The organism is Noviherbaspirillum sp. Root189, assembly GCF_001428545.1.
Classification (GTDB): domain Bacteria; phylum Pseudomonadota; class Gammaproteobacteria; order Burkholderiales; family Burkholderiaceae_D; genus Noviherbaspirillum.
The window spans coordinates 1-16,267 of record NZ_LMHZ01000016.1 but is presented as its reverse complement, the minus strand read 5'-3'; the positions used below and the strand labels follow the sequence as shown (position 1 = coordinate 16,267).

The following is a 16,267-nucleotide window of genomic DNA, read 5'->3' as shown; positions in this document are numbered from 1 at the left end:
TTCGGCAACATGAAGCGGGAAGCGATCCGTCAGCTCAAGCGCGCCGTGTCGGATGGCAACGACGCGCAGGCCATGCAAGTACTCCTTGAGCGTTCAGTTCGCTTCGGTCATAAGCGGCTGGCGCTGCTGCGCTGTTTGCAGGCGGAGCAACTCGGCGTCAAGGTGATGCCGGAAACGTTACACTATTGCCAGCAAGTTGCCGACCGTATGGCGCCCGCCGAACTGCAGCGCGTTATTCGTCAGGCCATGACGGCGACGGTGCGGAGAAAATTAATCAATTAAGCTGGGCCTGGCCCGGCACGCCATGGTAGAGCATTGGCACCTAGAAAGGGATGTATGCAAGAAGATCTGGTATTGACCCGTAAGGAAGGCCGCGTAGGCATTCTCCAGCTTAATCGTCCGGCCCAGCTGAATGCGCTTAACGACGCATTGATGGATGCCCTCGGTACAGCGTTGCTGGCGATGGAGCAGGACAATGACATCGGCTGCATCGTACTGACCGGCAGCACCAAAGCATTTGCAGCCGGTGCGGATATCGCCGCCATGCAACCGATGAATTACATCGACGTGGTGCGCAATAACTTTATCGGGCGCAACTGGGAAACGATTCTTCAATTGCGCAAACCGGTGATTGCGGCTGTTGCCGGCTACGCGCTCGGCGGTGGCTGTGAGCTTGCGATGATGTGTGACTTCATCATCGCCGCTGACAATGCCAAGTTCGGCCAGCCGGAAATCAAGATTGGCATCATTCCCGGTGCGGGCGGTACACAGCGCCTGCCTCGCGCCGTCTCAAAATCCAAGGCGATGGACATGGTGCTGACCGGCCGCATGATGGACGCTCAGGAGGCGGAACGTGCAGGCCTGGTGTCGCGTATCGTGCCGGCCGACAAGCTTGAACAGGAAGCGATTGAAGCGGCCACCGTCATCGCCGCGATGTCATTGCCGAGCGTGATGGCAGCCAAAGAGGCTGTCAACCGTGCCTATGCATCGACGCTGACCGAAGGTGTGCTGTTTGAACGCCGTACCTTCCATGCCTTGTTCGGCACCCAGGACCAGAAGGAGGGGATGAAGGCCTTCCTCGAAAAGCGCAAGCCGGAATTCAAGCATGAGTGAAGCCGACGACCGCTCGATGTTGCGGATGGCGGCCGAACTGATCGGCGGACGCCGCTCGGTGCGCGCCTTCCGGTCGACCCCGGTCGACAAGGCAACCATCACATCCATCCTTGAGCTGGCAAGCCGGGCGCCTTCGGGCACCAACACGCAGCCCTGGAAAGTCACCGTCGTGACCGGCGACATGCAGCGCCGCGTGATTGACGCACTGGTCGCCGCATTCAATGATCCTGAAGCATCAACCAAGTATCACGAGGAATACCCGTACTATCCGCGTCAGTGGCAGTCCCCGTATATCGAACGCCGCCGCAAGGTGGGATGGGACCTGTACAGCTTGCTCGGTATTGCCAAAGGCGACAAGGCGCGCATGCAAGTCCAGCACCGGCGCAATGTGGAGTTTTTTGGTGCGCCGGTCACGCTGTTCTTCACGATTGATCGCATTATGGAAAAGGGCAGCTGGCTCGACTACGGTATGTTCCTGCAGAACGTGATGCTTGCCGCACGCGCCCATGGGCTGGAGACTTGCCCACAGGCAGCTATTAATGAGTACCACTCCATTCTGCGCGAGTTGCTGCAATGGCCGGACAACGAAGCCATGGTGTGTAGCATGTCGCTTGGATATGAGGATACTGACGCGATCGTAAGCCAACTGGTTACCGAACGGACACCGGTGGAAGAGTTCACCCGCTTTTTCGATTGAAATAAAACCCGGAGCACCGCTGGTTCTTTGCTATCCGCTACGTGTTACTGACCGAGCTTTTCCTGCACCAGCTTCTCCAGTGCGGGTGAGCTTTTCGTCGCCATGCATCCGACCGCACCGCTGCCACCTTGCGCGCCCAGCGTTGTGACCGCCACATCGCAGACCTTTGCTGCCACCTCAAGAGGGGCCTGTACCGTGAGTGGAATCTGGCTGGGTTCCACGCGCAGGTTTTTTGCGACGTCGAAAGAAACAGCTTTGATGTCAACGACAACTTGTAGCGATTCCTCTGCAAGTGTGGACGAAACAAGTCCAATAAGGATCGTAGCGGGAATTGCTGAAGCGAGAAAAGTGCGGTACGCATTCATTTCATGTCCCCAATGCAACAGTGTGGACAACAGTGTGGACAAAACATGCCAGGCGGCATGAGTGAGGCACGCTCACTCACTATTCAATATCGGTCGCGATACGCTAAATCCCAAAGCCTGTTACGTCCACTTACATCGAACCTGCCGGCGGCAAACACCGTCATGCTGCGCAGGCAGCTAATCTGTCTGTACCGACAGAAAACAACAAGGCTTATGTTGCGTCATCCTGATGCAGCTCATCAACGACGGCGCAGGAATCGCTATCATTCGAGGGTACGCAAAGCAGCGGCGAGCTGGCCTTGGCGGCTTCGGCAATTGTTCTCCAATCGATAACCGGAATTGATCACATTGGCTACGTCGGTGACGCGCAATGCTGCACGGGCCACGATAGCAACAACATGAGAAAACCGAATCACTCCGATCTCCTGCTGTCCCTTGCTTCAGGTACCGTACTCCTCGGCTTTACGGTCAATGCATGCGCGCAACAGGAAAAGCAGCTCGACCCGGTTGTCGTATCGGCCAGCCGTACCGAACAAAAACGCTTTGATGCCGCCGCCTCGGTTGATGCCGTGACGAACGATCCATTCCGCGCGGCTTCTCCATTGGTCAACATGTCGGAGCTGTTGTCGACTGTGCCCGGCATACAGATTCGTGAGCGGCAAAACTATGCGCAGGACTTGCAGTTGTCGGTACGCGGTTTCGGTACGCGTTCCACTTTCGGCGTGCGCGGTGTGCGCATTCTGATTGATGGCATTCCGGCGACCATGCCGGACGGGCAGGGTCAGGCAGCCACCGCGACGCTGAACTCCACCCGCAGCATCGAAATCCTGCGTGGCCCACTGGCGCAGTTGTACGGCAACGCGGCCGGCGGTGTGGTTCAGGTACTCACCAACGATCCGCCGCTCGCACCGCAACCTCCAATGGCCAGCTTGTCGCTTGGTGCCGGCAGCGACGGCCAACGCCAAACCGGTTTTACCGTCGCCGGTGGCGGCAGCGAGCTCGGCGGCCTGCTCGATGTGTCGCACTACGAAACCGACGGGTATCGCGACCACAGTGCGGCTGAACGCACTCAGCTCAATGGCAAAGTACTGTGGCGTCCTACGAATGACACCAGGATAACCGGCGTCGTCAACGTGTTCAGGCAGCCGCTGGCACAGGATCCGTTAGGGCTTACACGTGCACAGTTTGAGCAGAATCCGCGTCAGGTGGTCCCTGCGGCGCTGATGTTCGATACGCGCAAATCCGTTGAGCAGCAACAGGCTGGCCTTGTCCTCGAACACAAGCTTGATCGCAGCAATACCCTCAATGGCCGTCTTTACGCGGGAACCCGGCAGGTCAATCAAACCCTGGCCTTTAGCGGCGCGGCCGCAAACTCTTCGGGCGGCGTGGTCGATCTCGACAACCATTATCGCGGCATCGGTGTGAGCTGGACGCATGCAACCAGGGCCAACGGCATGCCGCTGAACTGGACCATCGGCATGGAAGCAGATGATCTTGATCAGGCACGCAAAGGGTTCGTCAACAACAACGGCAGCAGCGGCGCATTGCGCCGCGATGAGCTTGACGGCGCGCGCAACGTCGACCTCTTCGGTCAGGTGGACTGGACTTTCGCGCCGCAGTGGAAGGCGACTGTCGGTGTGCGTTCGAGTCGCGTGCGCCTGTCGGTGGATGATCGTTACGTTACTGTCGCCAGCCCGAACGACAGTGGCAGCGTCGACTATCGCAACACGAGTCCGGTCCTCGGCCTTGTCTGGTATGCCAGTAACGACTTGAATATCTATGGCAACCTCGGCCGTGGATTCGAAACCCCGACACTGGCCGAGTCCGCCTACCGTGCCGGCGCGACAGGTCCCAACCTCGGATTGCAGCCTTCGCGCAGCCTGCAGGGTGAAGTCGGCATGAAATGGCGTTCTGGTGCACAGAGCCTGGACCTTGCGCTATTCAACGCGCGTAGTCGCGATGAGATCGTTCCGCAGGCAACGGAAAACGGCCGCTCGATCTTCCAGAACATTGACAAGGTGCAGCGTCGCGGCATTGAAGCCAGCTGGCGCAACGACATCGGGCGGTTCAATACGCAGCTTGCCTATACGCTGCTCGACGCGCAGTTCCGTCAAAGCTTCCTGACAGGGCAAAACACTGTCGTTGCGGCGGGCAACCGCCTGCCTGGCGCACCAATGCACAGTCTCTTCACGCAATTGGAATACCGACCCGCGCCTGGACTCAGCACGGCAATGGAAGTGCGGCTGGAAAGCAAAGCTTATGTTGATGATCTCAATACCGATGCTGCGCCTGGCTATGCAGTGGTCAACCTGCGCGCGGGTCGGGAATTCCGTGCCGGTGCCACGAAATGGTACCTGTACGGCAGGCTCGACAATGTATTCGACAAGCAGTATGCCGGCTCGGTGATCGTCAATGACGGTAATGGGCGCTTCTTCGAACCGGCAGCCGGCCGTCGGGTGTTTATCGGATTAAGGACGACGCTGTAATCCGGCAAGCTTTCGCATTGCCGTCACTTGTCTCGCCGTCAGAGAAATGCCTTTTGTGAAGGCATCAATTTGTCGTTGAAACCATTTATAACACCAACAAGGAATTGCATGAATCGACGCTGGGAGCTCGACTTACTACGCGGCCTGATGCTGGTGCTGATGTACATTACGCACATGCCGACCCGGTTTTCGAGCATGCTGGGCCAACCATTCGGCTATGTCTCCGCCGCCGAGGGTTTCGTGATGTTGTCCGCTTTCATGGCGGGAATGATCTATACCAGCAAGGCTGAACGCGATGGCATTCCGGCGATGCGGAACGCCTTTCTGGCGCGTGCCCTGAAAATTTATGCCTGTCATGCAGCACTGTTGCTGCTGCTGTTTACCATCATTGCTGCGCTGGGTATCTCGCGGGATGAACCCGCACTCAAGAACCTGATCGGCTTTTATCTGGAGCAACCGCTTGCTGGCCTGACCGGCGGCTTGCTGTTGATTTATAACCCGCCGCTGCTCGACATCCTGCCTTTGTATATCGTACTGATGCTGGTCAGCCCCATCGTGCTTGAGCGCGGCCTCAAGCATGGCTGGCGCGGAATACTTGCTGTCAGCATTGTGTTATGGGCGGTATCGCAATTTGCTGTTTCCGAAAAAATGTACGATGCGTTTGTTACAGTGACCGATCTGCAGGTGCCATACAAGGAAACCGGTGCCTTCGAAACCTTTGCCTGGCAGTTCCTCTGGATACTCGGCTTGTGGATGGGAGCGTTGACCGCGACAGGCCAGATGAAGAATCGCAAACCCTTCTCACGAGCATTGATCACCGCGTGCCTCGCGTTCGCCATGCCCTTGCTGATCTGGCGTTATATTGCGGGACAGGTTCCTGTCGAAGGTGAAAGCATCATCAATCATCTTTTCGACAAATGGCATCTCGGTCCCTTCCGACTGCTCAACTTCTTCGCGTTGCTTATATTGATCATGCACTTCGGAGAATGGCTGAAGGCCCATGTGCCTCGTCTGCCTTTTCTTCAAACGCTGGGTGCCGCGTCGCTTCCCGTGTTTTGCATGCACCTTGTGGCGGTCCTGCTGGCATTGTCGGTGTATGGGGAAAGCACACCACAACGAGCAGTGTGGACCGATGTCATGCTGCTTTTCGGGGGACTCGCCTGCCTGTACGTTGCCGCGCTGATTACCTTGCGTTTCGATGCCGAAGCAAGGCCGAAGACGAGGACGGCACCCGGTTAGATACTTGCGCCATGTCGTCGTTATCGTAGTATGTAGGAAGAAATAACCGAACGCCATAGCGCGTAGCCGGTGGTATTCAGGTGTAGCGCATCTTCCCGGAACAATTCCTTGCGGGGCGTACCGTCGACGTCCAGCATCGGGGTAAAGATATCGATGAACTGAAGGCTGTTGTCTGAAGCAACGTAATCCTTGATCAACGTATTGGCACGCTGGATCTTGCCCAGCAGTGCTTTGCGTGCGGGGCTCGGCTTGATGGAAATATAAGCGATGCGGGTCTGGGGCAATTTTGCATGCACGCCTTTCACAAAGTCGACAAAGCTTTGTCGCACCTGTTCCGGTGTACGCCCTTCGGCAAGGTCGTTATCGCCCGCATAGACAAGTACTATTCGCGGCTTGTACGGAACAACCAGGCGACCAAGATAAGTTTTGCAATCTTCCATCCTGGAACCGCCAAAGCCGCGCTTGACTACCACCGGCAAAGCATCGAACTGTGTTTCAAGTCCATCCCACAAACGAATCGACGAGCTACCTACAAACAGGACGCCGCCTGGCGGTGGGGTCTTCTCCTTATCGGCTTGCTCAAAGGCGGCAAAGCTCGGTGCCCATTTTGGATCAATTGCGGCAATACTATTTTCCGCTTGCACATAACTGGCAGATGCCTGCGCGAACGCCGGTGCGGCAACGAGCATTGAAAGACTGGCAAACAAAAGGGCGCGTGCACGGATCACGGGCATCTCATCATGGTGGGTGTCGAAAAAACGGAATGGATTAGCATCCATGATAAAGACGATCGCGGCAAAGTAGAAGTGCGCGACTGAAGCTGACATCAAATCAGGGAGCCATTGCGGCGTACAGACAACGATGAAGGGTAAAAAGTTTCACCGCGTAATTTGTAATGGGTAAGATTACGTCAATATCGTTGCGGTATGGAATGTTAAGTCAGCTTGCCCGCTGCTATCATCTTTCTCTTCAACTGATAGGGCTTAATCCTAAACAGGTGCAGCTCAGCATAGGTGGCTGCATTGTCTTACAACACTATCGTGTCATGAATGAGCTGGAAAGAATCAACACTATTTTTGAGTGGCTCGGCAACGGAGGCCGTGTGAAAATGGTACGAGAACTAAAGACCAACGCTGGCCAGGTGTTTGCAGCGGGAGAAGAGTTGCGATTGGTACGGCTCGAACCTTCACTGGTCGATCATTCCTTTATCGCCGTGTTTGAAAGCGAAGCAAATACGGCAAAGATCATTCGCATACGTGAGACCAGCTTTGACCGGCTTGAGCCGATCTAATGCTGGGACACGTAAGTATGCAAACAGGTCCACACGCAGGCTATCTGGCTGCGATCAGCAAGCGCCTTTCTTTGCCTGTCCGGGAGGACAGAAGCCACTGTCGTTTCCGCTACTGACCGGAATCGGGACAGGTATTACGGCACAACCACCAAGAGCTGTGCCCACAACCAGCGCCACTACCGTAGCGGCGCTGTGCAATATCTTTCGCATGGGCGTCCGGTCAAGCGGCAAGTTTCACCATTCCACGAACACCGTTTTTTGACGGCGGCAAACGACGCAAGGTCTTTAGCGTATCTGGTTCATGGATGGTAACGGTCTTTTGCTCAACAGAAATGAGGCCGAGTGCATTGAATGCCGACAGTGTACGGCTGACGGTTTCCAGTGTGAGACCAAGATAGCTGCCAATCTCCTGACGCGTCATGCGCAGGTTGAACTGCTTGCTGGAAAAACCAATTTCCGCAAAGCGCTCGGACAGCGAAATCAGGAAGCGGGCGACGCGTGCTTCGGCACCCAGCGAGCCGATCGAACTGATCATGCGCTGTTCGCGAATCAGTTCACGACCCATGGCGCCCCACATTGCCTGTTCGACGTCGGGCGATGCCTTGCCGATGGTCAGCAGGGTCTTGAATGGGATAAGGATAACGTCGCAGGTGGACAGCGCAACGACTTCCGAGGTGTATGCCTTGCCGTGGATACCATCGATGCCGAACATGTCGCCCTTCATCGGAAAGCCGAGTACCAGCTCGTTACCGGATTCGTCAATCGCGACGGTCTTGAGGAAGCCGGAGTACACCACGTACAACATGTCGAACGGCTGACCAATGGTGTAAATACGTTGACCTGCACGGAACTGCATATGCTGAAAGCGTATCGTGTCGTCAGCCTGCGATACCGGCACTTGCATCAACTGGCATACTTCTTCGAGCGAAGACCAGAGCTTGGTTTGGCGTGTTCCGTTCGGCAGTGCCTGGGCAGTGTGCGAGGAAACGAACTGGTTGGACGGTGTCTGTGTCGCGAACATATGGGCTCCTTGTTGTTCGTACGGGAATAGGGTACGTGATGAAGGAGAGTATCCAGCTTTGGCGCATAGAAATAAATCGGAATGCGCGGAATATCGTGTAGGCAATTTCCGAATTACAAATGGTTGCAATTGATAATACGCAGATTGTCATGCCAAATGGAAATGAAGCTTTAGCCTTCCTTCGAGCTAAGATATCGATGTCACAGGTTACGTGTGTAGCAAACGTAGTTATGCCTCATATCCTTCGCAAGCTTACTGACCGTAGTTATCGTAGTTTGCGTCGTTAATACTTGCATCGGGGCATGATCTTGGCCACATAGTCAATCCTGAATAAGTAATCATCGCCTTTGAACGGAAGCGCAAAAAATGAAAGTGGAACTTGATCTCGATCGTCTCGACGACATGCTCGACATATGGCGAAAATCAGTGGACCTGCAAGTTCCGATGATGGACGATTTCAAGATTCGCATGATGCAGAACCGCCGTCAGATTCTTGAAAATCTCGTGCAAACGGCAACAGGTTGGAACCTGATGCTCAACTGCATGCACGCGCCTGACGACACCGCTCTTCTACGTGAAATGAAATCCAAGGTATCGAGTTTCGTAAAATGGGCGGCCAGCGAAATCGATGCACTGGACGCAATCGGTTGAGTATCACGTCCAGCAGTTGCACATCTGCGCCGATTATTCAGCTTGCGTGTTGCAAAGATCGAAACCGGAGCCGGATAAAATAGCCTTGCTTCGTCCCGGGGACTCCCTATGTTCATCCGCAGGCCCTTGTCACTCTGTCTGTTTGCCTTTTCCCTGTTATCCCTGCCGGGAACGGCTATTGCAGCGGACTGTAGGGCATCACAACACAATGTCGCGTTCGCCACCAGACTTGTCGCGCTTGCCGACCGCGAATATCGCGAGTTTAACGGTCATCGCATCGGCGACGACGGCCATCTTCTCAAGTTCGGCTCCGCTGAATCCGAAACCGAGCTGTTGCATGACCCAGTGTCCGGCGAAGCGTCACCGACACAATCCGGTCGCTTTGCGTGGCGCAGGGTATGGGAGTACTGGATTACATTAGGTCGCCATGTCGATGGCGAACCCTTGCATCGGAAACTGGTGTTCGTACCAGAACTGCTCGAAGACCCAGGCACGCGTGAACGAACCAGGGAAATCGAACTGGCAAAGGTATTAGAAGGTTTGGTCGCAGAGGACGATCGTGTTCGCAGTGCCTTGCGAGAAGCCGCGGTACGCGCAGCGCTCAATGACTCGGCATGGTCAGCCGCATTCATATCCTTTCTAATGGATCGCGCAGGCCTGAGCGGCGAACAGTTTCGCTATACCGCCACACATTCCGACTATATCAAGGCGGCGTTTGATGGGTCGGACAGCTACGCGTATCGGGCATGCGATCCTGCAACCGTGAAACCGCGTATCGGCGACCTGCTGTGTTACTCGCGCGGCAATCGGCCGCTGAAGCGTTTTGCTGACTGGACACGGGCTGTTCAGTCGTCACGTTTTGTCAGTGCCTCGCACTGTGAAGTCGTGATCGATGTCGATGCGCCCGCGCGCAAGATCGATACGATAGGGGGCAATGTTCTGCAATCCGTCGCTCGCCGCCGGCTCAGGTTAAACGAAGCTGGGGTACTTTCGCGGAACCATTCTCCTGAGATCTTTCCCCAGGCGGAGGAAAAGGATTGTCTGACCAGCAAATACTGCAAGCGGCAAAACTTCAACTTGCAATACTGGAGCGTGCTGCTGCAACTGAAATAGCGCGCATGTTATGAATGTTATCTGGTAGTGGCGTTACGACATGCTGCGTCGATACAACGTGGAAGCCGTCGTTGAAATGGGAGGAGCCCCTTATTTCGCCTTCGTGACCGTCATCACAGATGCGCGGGAGGCCGAGCCATATATTGAAGGTCCCAGCAGTAAAAATGATCTTATGAGCCCGCTGCCGCAAGGCAAGCGGGTATTTTTTTGGATCGGGACCCGAGGTCCGAGCTTGTCTTCCACCTTCCCAAAAAGGATGGATTTGGCCCGCTAGCCGTTACCGGTAGCGGGCTTTTTTTGCAATGCCACTCGGCTCATAGCTTGTCGCGTATTCGCCGGTGCTACGTCAAGTTATCGATGTTCGCTTGTCTCGTATGCCTGCTTCAGGATGCCACAATCACCATCCAGCCGACACCGAAGCGATCCGTCACCATACCGAAACGGGACGCGAAAAATGTTGTGGACATCGGCATTGTAACTTTGCCACCTTCGGACAGTGCCGCAAACAGTTGCTCCGCCCGGGCATCGTCCTGCGCCGCAATCGATAAGGAAATGCCCCCGAAGCTGCTCGTCCCGGTGCACATGCCATCCGATGCCATCACGGTCGTATCACCGATGCGGAAGCTGGCGTGCATGACCTTGTTTTCCGAGCCGGGAGGCAGCATGCCCGGAGTATGCGGCTCAGGACTGTCCTTGAAACGCATCAGTTGCGTCACTTCGGCTTCCAGTGACTTGCGGTAGAACTCAAGTGCCTCTTCGCACTGGCCATTAAAAAACAGATACGGCTGGACATACATGATGCCTTCCTTTCGTGGTGAGGAAATCGCTGGAACCTTGCCGCAGCTTTTTACTTGATGGCGAGAAGGTGAGGACAGTATAGCAATCTACTTGCATGATGCAAGTGTGTTAGAGTGGCTGCATGAAACGTGCTGAAAATAAATCGCATTGCCCGGTCAACTTTGCGCTGGAAACCTTCGGGGACGCCTGGTCGCTGCTGATTGTGCGCGATATCGTCTTTTGGGGAAAACATACGTACGGAGAGTTTCTCGATTCTGGCGAAGGCATCGCGACGAACGTTCTGGCCGCACGGCTTGCACACCTTGAGGGCAAAGGAATACTCAGCAAGGGACCACACGAATCGGACCGTCGCAAGGAAGTGTATGCGTTGACAGAAAAAGGTCTGGCTTTGATCCCCATCCTCCTTGAAATGTCAGGATGGAGCGCCACCTATGATCCAGAGACTACAGCGCCCAAACAGTTTGTCGATGCTGTGTATGCCGACCGTGCTGCCATGTTCATTCGCATTCAGGATCTGGTCCGGCGTGGCGGATCATTGTTCGGTGGTGAGCGGAGCATGGTGAAACCTTAGGATTTCCTGTCGCTTGCCCTGGTTTAATCCAGACTCGCGCTTGTTGTTGTCCGCCAGTTGAAAGTTTATACATGCATTCCGTGCGGTATCGGCAACTTGTCGTTATCATGCACATGAGTGATGGACGAACAAGACTGATAAAAGAAGCCGAAGATGGTGAATGTCGATGTGTGGGCCGAGCAGTACGTCGTCGCCTGCTTTCCTTATTTTCTGGTAGAGCCCATATCGCGCGGTGCATTCCGGTTTGTTAAACGCATTCCAACCGAAGAGAAGCCAAACAGGCGCAGCCGTAATTTTGTTGTCGTTGTTACACCGTTTGTCATAGGTGCGCTTGCCACCGCCAGTGAAGAGCGTGCAATGGAAATGGGCCGACGCGCGATTCGGTTGATTCAGGACGCAATGACAAAGCTTGATCTTGGTGAAGTCGGCGATTCGCCTGTCATCATTAACGTCGATGAAACAGTCCTCGCCTGAGCGAGCGGTGCAAAAGCGAGGCAAACAGTCATCATCTGTGACTCACCGGAGCGTGTTCGGTCTGTATGTGATAAACTAGCTCGTCTGTTTTCATAGGCAGTATTTTGGTGTTAGTACTGCTTACTTTTCTATAACCCCTCATTCCACGGTCGCGTTTCCTCTCTGCGCGGAAGCACGGCAGTCCTGAAGTTTCACAGTACCGTCCGCGTGCGTCACGCATGATACACGCAGCGATGCAAGTGCCAGATCCGGTTCGGATATCGGTACGAATCTTCGTACCGGCCAGCCACGGCCTGTGATCCTGTTACGTACCCTTGGCGACAAGGGCCGCATCACCGCATTACCAGCCGAGCCTCGAACTCATTGGGATCTAGGGACGGTTGCGTTTTATATTGGATAAAAAATGGCTAAAGAAGAACTTCTTGAAATGCAAGGCATGGTTGAAGAGGTATTGCCGGATTCACGTTTCCGCGTCAACCTCGAGAACGGCCACCAGTTGATCGCTTACTCATCCGGACGGATGCGCAAGAATCACATTCGTATCCTTGCCGGCGACAAGGTTTCCATTGAACTTTCGCCCTACGATTTGAGCAAGGGACGGATCACCTTCCGCCATCTGGAAAAGCGTGGGCCGACTCCCGACATGCATCAGCGTCGGCGATGAATCCGTATGCGGCTGCATTGAATTTGCAGCCGCCATTTTCACTTCGATCGCGCTGCGCTCAGCTCATGAATTCGCTGGTGTCCGCGAAAGACCGGTAATCAACCGGCACATGACATCATCGAATCTTGTTGCCACACGGCGACGCCATTCTTCGTCATCCAGGACAAAAGCTTGCTTCATTCGCTGCCGGATCTGTTCGCGCCGCCATGGCGCAACGGTGGCTGCATGATTGCGGCACCACTGGTCCGCACGCAAGGCATTCAGCACGGCTAGCCCCGACACCGTCCCGAACTCCAATCCCACCGCATAGCTCTGTCCATCGAGCGACTTGTCAAAGCCCTCAGTCAAGGTTCCCCTGATTGCCGCGCTCACCGATTCACCGCCCTGCATTGAACGCAACTCTCCGTCGAACCAACCTGACATCTCTTGAAAATCCGCTGCGTCCGGCGGCAAATAGCTGATCAACTCGCCCGCGCCACGCTTCCCGAGGCCGGTGTGCAGGTCGAGCAGAAAAACCCGCCCGCGATCCGTTGCATAAGTGCGCACAATGTCTTCCCAGACCAGACGGCTGATCGTGGGTGCAGAGCCGCCATAGAACAGTCCATCGTCACAATCATATTGGCCGGCCGTCACCGCTGCCTGCAGTTGCCGTCTGCTATGGCGCGTCAATCCACGCGACAGCAACGATAGTTCATTCCACAGGCCTGCTGGAAGTGGCCGAAATTGCGATACCAGTATGTCGTGATAATCACGGTAAATGGAAGGCGTCGTTGACTCCAGGGGAAAATCGACAAAATTGCGATTCAGGTCGACGCCTTCTTGCGTAACGCGGCGGCAATGCAGATAACCCCATGGATTGACGGCATGCACAAGCAGGTAGGCAATATCGCTTTTCTCAAAGTGCGCGCGATAAGCCTGCATGAAGTGTAATTGACAGGCAGCGCCTGCGTAGCCTTCCACGCCGTGAGTGCCGCTTGAGACAATGACCAGCGTTGCTGCATCCCTCGCGCCGAGGTACACCACATCGGTTGTGAGCGTATCTGCCGCAACCGCATCAGATGCATGATAAAAGCATCGCGCCTGCGCACCCAGGCGAAGGCCTTCAGCGATGAAGCGTTCGCGTGAGTCCAGGTAATTGGAAGGAATAGTGATCGATTCGTAGTCGATTAGCGGCATTGGCCATTCCTCGAAAAATACAAAGACACTCGCAATGCTATATGCACCTGCACGTTCCCCGTTACGTGAGAAGCTTCACAACCGAAGCAGGCAATGCAGAAATATTTGGCACGCTGAAACTTCAGATGTGGCGCAACTCAACGAGTTCCATTGTTCAAAGCGGCTTTCAAATCGTCATTGGCACTTTTGCGCGTCTCGCGTTTACCGAATTACAAAAATCCCTCTTTGCGTTCCGCAAGACTTCGAGTAGAATGGCGCCCGCACTCAGCACAGGTTTCTGTCCCCATCGTCTAGAGGCCTAGGACATCACCCTTTCACGGTGAGTACCGGGGTTCGAATCCCCGTGGGGACGCCATATAAACCGGCGTCGGCAACACAATCCTGCTGTGGATTGTCCTGGTTGTCGATGCCGGGTTCGGGTAGTCAGAGTCGTCATACATTGTCGTTGTCAATGTGACTCAATCTCATTAAACCTCCCCTCCCGCAAATCCATCCGGTAAGTTGGCCTGATATTTCTTTTCGGCCCCGGATGATGTCTGGGATGCACAGGCTTCCCGATCCAGCCTCGGTTAAATCAAAGCACATTTTCCTTCCGGCATACGTTTTCCAGGGAAGCCTTTTTCCGCGCATTCTGGCAATATTACCCTGACCGAGAATTTCTCAAGCCGCATCGATATGGATAATGCATCCTTGCGTTTATCATTGTCATCGCCGTCATTTCGACGTCCCTGGCGGACCATGCGCCAACCCAAATTACAAAGAACGATGCAAGTATGAGCACACGGTCCGCCGCTGCCCGGTTGTTTCCTTTCCTACGCTGGCCTCGCCCGTCACCCGCCTCCCTGAAAGCGGACATCTGGGCGGGTATCAGTGTCGGTCTCGTGCTGATTCCGCAGGCACTGGCCTATGCCACGCTTGCCGGCATGCCGCCGCATACCGGTTTGTACGCTGCAATGCTGCCCACCGTTGTCGGTCTGCTTTGGGGATCTTCGGCGCTGTTGGCGGTCGGCCCCGTCGCACTGACGAGCATTCTGGTATTTGGCTCCCTATCGTCGCTCGCAAGCCCGGGCAGCGCCGAATGGGTCGCGCTGGCGATCTGGCTCGCCGTCTATTCGGGACTCATTCAATTCCTGCTCGGCGCCTTCCGACTCGGCAAAGCGGCGTTCCTGGTGTCGCAGCCTGTGGTGCTGGGTTTCATCAACGCCGCTGCAGTGATCATTATTCTGTCGCAGCTACCGCACCTGCTTGGAATTGAGGTCAAGTCGCGTGATGCCGCCGAGATCGCAAACCAATTGTTGATGCCATCATCGCGTACCTTGATGACCGCGGCGTTTGGCTGTACCGCCCTGCTCCTGCTGTTCGGTTTCAAGCGCTTCTTTCCAAGATTGCCCGGTATCCTGGTTGTCACAGTCGTCGGCATTGCGGCCAGCAAGGCGCTCGACTATGCATCATATGGCGGCGCCATTGTCGGCGCGCTTCCCGCCGGGCTGCCAGCGTTGGCTTTGCCTCCGGCGATTTCTTTCGATAGTCACCGTGAACTCTGGCCTGCGGCACTGATTCTGGCGGTGATCAGCTTCACTGAAGCGATGTCAAGCTGTCGAGTGCTGGCTCGCAAGACGAATGAGCAATGGGATGAAAACCAGGAACTCATTGGTCAGGGTCTGGCCAAAATCACCAGCGGTTTTGTCGGCGCATTCCCGGTCAGCGGTTCGTTTTCGCGATCAGCATTAAACCTCTACGCCGGCGCTACAAGTGCATGGGCGTCGCTGATCGCCGCGCTATGCGTCCTGTTAAGCCTGTTATTCCTCACCGGATTCGTTTTTTACCTGCCTTATTCGGTATTGGCGGCGATGATCGTTGTGCCGGTGCTTAACCTGATCGACATTGCGGGGCTGCGCCGCTTGTTCCGCATATCGCGCGATGATGCCTGGGTGGCGGCGGTAACTTTTGTCGTGACCCTGACATTTACACCCAAGCTGCATTACGGCGTATTTGCCGGACTCGGACTGACCATGGTGTCCTTCCTGTATCGTCGTACGCATCCCCGCATTATCGAAGTTGGCAGGCATGGCGACGGCACGCTGAGAGATCGCCAGCGTTTCGATCTGCCGCCCCTGGCCCCGGATGTGCTGGCAGTACGCATGGATTCGGCGCTCAATTTCCTGACTGCCGCGACCCTGGAGCGTTTTATTAACGACAGGCTCAATAGCGGCCGCGTAGTCCGACGCATATTGCTGGGTGCATCGGGCATCAATGACATTGACGCGTCCGGTGTGGAAATGCTTGAGTCGCTGGAGCAAACCCTTCGCGGTCAGGGCGTCGAGCTTTATCTCTCCAATGTGAAAAAGCAGGTGTGGGACGTCTTGGACCGTGCAAGCCTGATCCAGGCAATCGGAACTGAAAGAATTTTCGCCACCGATACCGAAGCGATCGAGGTCATGACCTTGACTTCACCTCCTCATCATAAGATGGCTGAGTCTTCTGTCGTACGCCAATAGGATAAATGTTGATTGATGGGATGGACTCCCTCCGTCTTTTTGCGCCAAAGTAGACGTACTGGTTCGCATGGGCATGGGGATCAACCAACAAAAGGAGTCCGTCATGAATA

At 55.3% G+C, this 16,267-nt stretch carries 17 protein-coding genes and 1 tRNA gene; 13 read left to right on the top strand and 5 right to left on the bottom strand.

Going from position 1 to position 16,267, the window contains the following annotated elements:
• The first annotated feature begins 9 nt into the window (after positions 1 to 9).
• From ASE07_RS11765 to ASE07_RS11755, 3 genes are read left to right on the top strand one after another with little or no spacing between them, the layout of a single operon-like run.
• Positions 10 to 282 carry a hypothetical protein gene (locus ASE07_RS11765; RefSeq protein WP_057291021.1) on the top strand — a complete coding sequence of 91 codons (273 nt, stop codon included), beginning with the start codon at positions 10 to 12 and terminating at the stop codon, positions 280 to 282.
• Positions 283 to 336: 54 nt separating this feature from the next.
• Positions 337 to 1,113, top strand: coding sequence for an enoyl-CoA hydratase (locus ASE07_RS11760; protein WP_057291020.1), 777 nt, complete (start codon positions 337 to 339; stop codon positions 1,111 to 1,113).
• Positions 1,106 to 1,810: a nitroreductase gene (locus tag ASE07_RS11755; protein ID WP_057291019.1), complete on the top strand. Its 705-nt coding sequence runs from the start codon at positions 1,106 to 1,108 to the stop codon at positions 1,808 to 1,810. The genes ASE07_RS11760 and ASE07_RS11755 overlap by 8 nt, the downstream gene beginning before the upstream one ends.
• Positions 1,811 to 1,854: 44 nt before the next feature.
• Here the strand turns inward: ASE07_RS11755 and ASE07_RS11750 are convergent, their stop codons facing one another.
• A complete protein-coding gene (locus ASE07_RS11750) occupies positions 1,855 to 2,175 on the bottom strand; it encodes a hypothetical protein (protein WP_057291018.1) in 321 nt (106 codons plus the stop codon).
• Between the two features lie 398 nt (positions 2,176 to 2,573).
• Here ASE07_RS11750 and ASE07_RS11745 point away from each other — a divergent pair, with 398 nt between their 5' ends.
• Both ASE07_RS11745 and opgC read left to right on the top strand, forming a co-directional pair.
• Positions 2,574 to 4,661: a TonB-dependent receptor family protein gene (locus ASE07_RS11745; RefSeq protein WP_057291017.1), complete on the top strand. Its 2,088-nt coding sequence runs from the start codon at positions 2,574 to 2,576 to the stop codon at positions 4,659 to 4,661.
• 108 nt (positions 4,662 to 4,769) lie between these two features.
• A complete protein-coding gene (opgC, locus tag ASE07_RS11740; protein ID WP_057291016.1) occupies positions 4,770 to 5,900 on the top strand; it encodes an OpgC domain-containing protein in 1,131 nt (376 codons plus the stop codon).
• A 20-nt stretch (positions 5,901 to 5,920) separates the two neighbouring features.
• On the opposite strand, the gene ASE07_RS11735 is transcribed toward opgC, so the two are convergent.
• Positions 5,921 to 6,727 (bottom strand): SGNH/GDSL hydrolase family protein, encoded by an 807-nt coding sequence (locus ASE07_RS11735; protein WP_235548438.1) that lies wholly within the window; start codon positions 6,725 to 6,727, stop codon positions 5,921 to 5,923.
• A 104-nt stretch (positions 6,728 to 6,831) separates the two neighbouring features.
• On the opposite strand from ASE07_RS11735, the gene ASE07_RS11730 reads away from it, so the two are divergent.
• Complete coding sequence (locus ASE07_RS11730) at positions 6,832 to 7,191, top strand: hypothetical protein (protein WP_156396548.1); 360 nt, start codon at positions 6,832 to 6,834, stop codon at positions 7,189 to 7,191.
• Between the two features lie 220 nt (positions 7,192 to 7,411).
• Here ASE07_RS11730 and ASE07_RS11725 read toward each other — a convergent pair whose 3' ends face one another.
• Positions 7,412 to 8,212 (bottom strand): Crp/Fnr family transcriptional regulator, encoded by an 801-nt coding sequence (locus tag ASE07_RS11725; RefSeq protein WP_057291014.1) that lies wholly within the window; start codon positions 8,210 to 8,212, stop codon positions 7,412 to 7,414.
• A 366-nt stretch (positions 8,213 to 8,578) separates the two neighbouring features.
• Here ASE07_RS11725 and ASE07_RS11720 point away from each other — a divergent pair, with 366 nt between their 5' ends.
• The gene (locus tag ASE07_RS11720; RefSeq protein WP_057291013.1) at positions 8,579 to 8,863 is read left to right on the top strand and encodes a hypothetical protein; all 285 of its coding nucleotides are present in this window, start codon (positions 8,579 to 8,581) and stop codon (positions 8,861 to 8,863) included.
• Between the two features lie 108 nt (positions 8,864 to 8,971).
• Positions 8,972 to 9,976, top strand: coding sequence for a DUF2272 domain-containing protein (locus ASE07_RS11715; RefSeq protein ID WP_057291012.1), 1,005 nt, complete (start codon positions 8,972 to 8,974; stop codon positions 9,974 to 9,976).
• A gap of 383 nt (positions 9,977 to 10,359) precedes the next feature.
• Here the strand turns inward: ASE07_RS11715 and ASE07_RS11705 are convergent, their stop codons facing one another.
• The gene (locus tag ASE07_RS11705; RefSeq protein WP_057291010.1) at positions 10,360 to 10,773 is read right to left on the bottom strand and encodes a VOC family protein; all 414 of its coding nucleotides are present in this window, start codon (positions 10,771 to 10,773) and stop codon (positions 10,360 to 10,362) included.
• Between the two features lie 122 nt (positions 10,774 to 10,895).
• Here ASE07_RS11705 and ASE07_RS11700 point away from each other — a divergent pair, with 122 nt between their 5' ends.
• The 3 genes from ASE07_RS11700 to infA all read left to right on the top strand — a co-directional run bounded on the left by ASE07_RS11700 (position 10,896) and on the right by infA (position 12,483).
• Positions 10,896 to 11,345, top strand: coding sequence for a winged helix-turn-helix transcriptional regulator (locus ASE07_RS11700; protein ID WP_057291009.1), 450 nt, complete (start codon positions 10,896 to 10,898; stop codon positions 11,343 to 11,345).
• Positions 11,346 to 11,498: 153 nt separating this feature from the next.
• A complete protein-coding gene (locus ASE07_RS11695) occupies positions 11,499 to 11,819 on the top strand; it encodes a hypothetical protein (RefSeq protein WP_057291008.1) in 321 nt (106 codons plus the stop codon).
• A 403-nt stretch (positions 11,820 to 12,222) separates the two neighbouring features.
• Entirely contained in the window at positions 12,223 to 12,483 is a 261-nt protein-coding gene (infA, locus tag ASE07_RS11690; protein ID WP_057291007.1) for a translation initiation factor IF-1, read from the top strand.
• Between the two features lie 63 nt (positions 12,484 to 12,546).
• On the opposite strand, the gene ASE07_RS11685 is transcribed toward infA, so the two are convergent.
• The gene (locus ASE07_RS11685) at positions 12,547 to 13,659 is read right to left on the bottom strand and encodes a DUF2817 domain-containing protein (protein ID WP_057291006.1); all 1,113 of its coding nucleotides are present in this window, start codon (positions 13,657 to 13,659) and stop codon (positions 12,547 to 12,549) included.
• Positions 13,660 to 13,938: 279 nt separating this feature from the next.
• On the opposite strand from ASE07_RS11685, the gene ASE07_RS11680 reads away from it, so the two are divergent.
• Together ASE07_RS11680 and ASE07_RS11675 are read left to right on the top strand one after the other, a co-directional pair.
• Positions 13,939 to 14,014 (top strand) — tRNA-Glu (locus tag ASE07_RS11680).
• A gap of 418 nt (positions 14,015 to 14,432) precedes the next feature.
• The gene (locus ASE07_RS11675; protein WP_057291005.1) at positions 14,433 to 16,157 is read left to right on the top strand and encodes a SulP family inorganic anion transporter; all 1,725 of its coding nucleotides are present in this window, start codon (positions 14,433 to 14,435) and stop codon (positions 16,155 to 16,157) included.
• Positions 16,158 to 16,267: the final 110 nt, after the last annotated feature.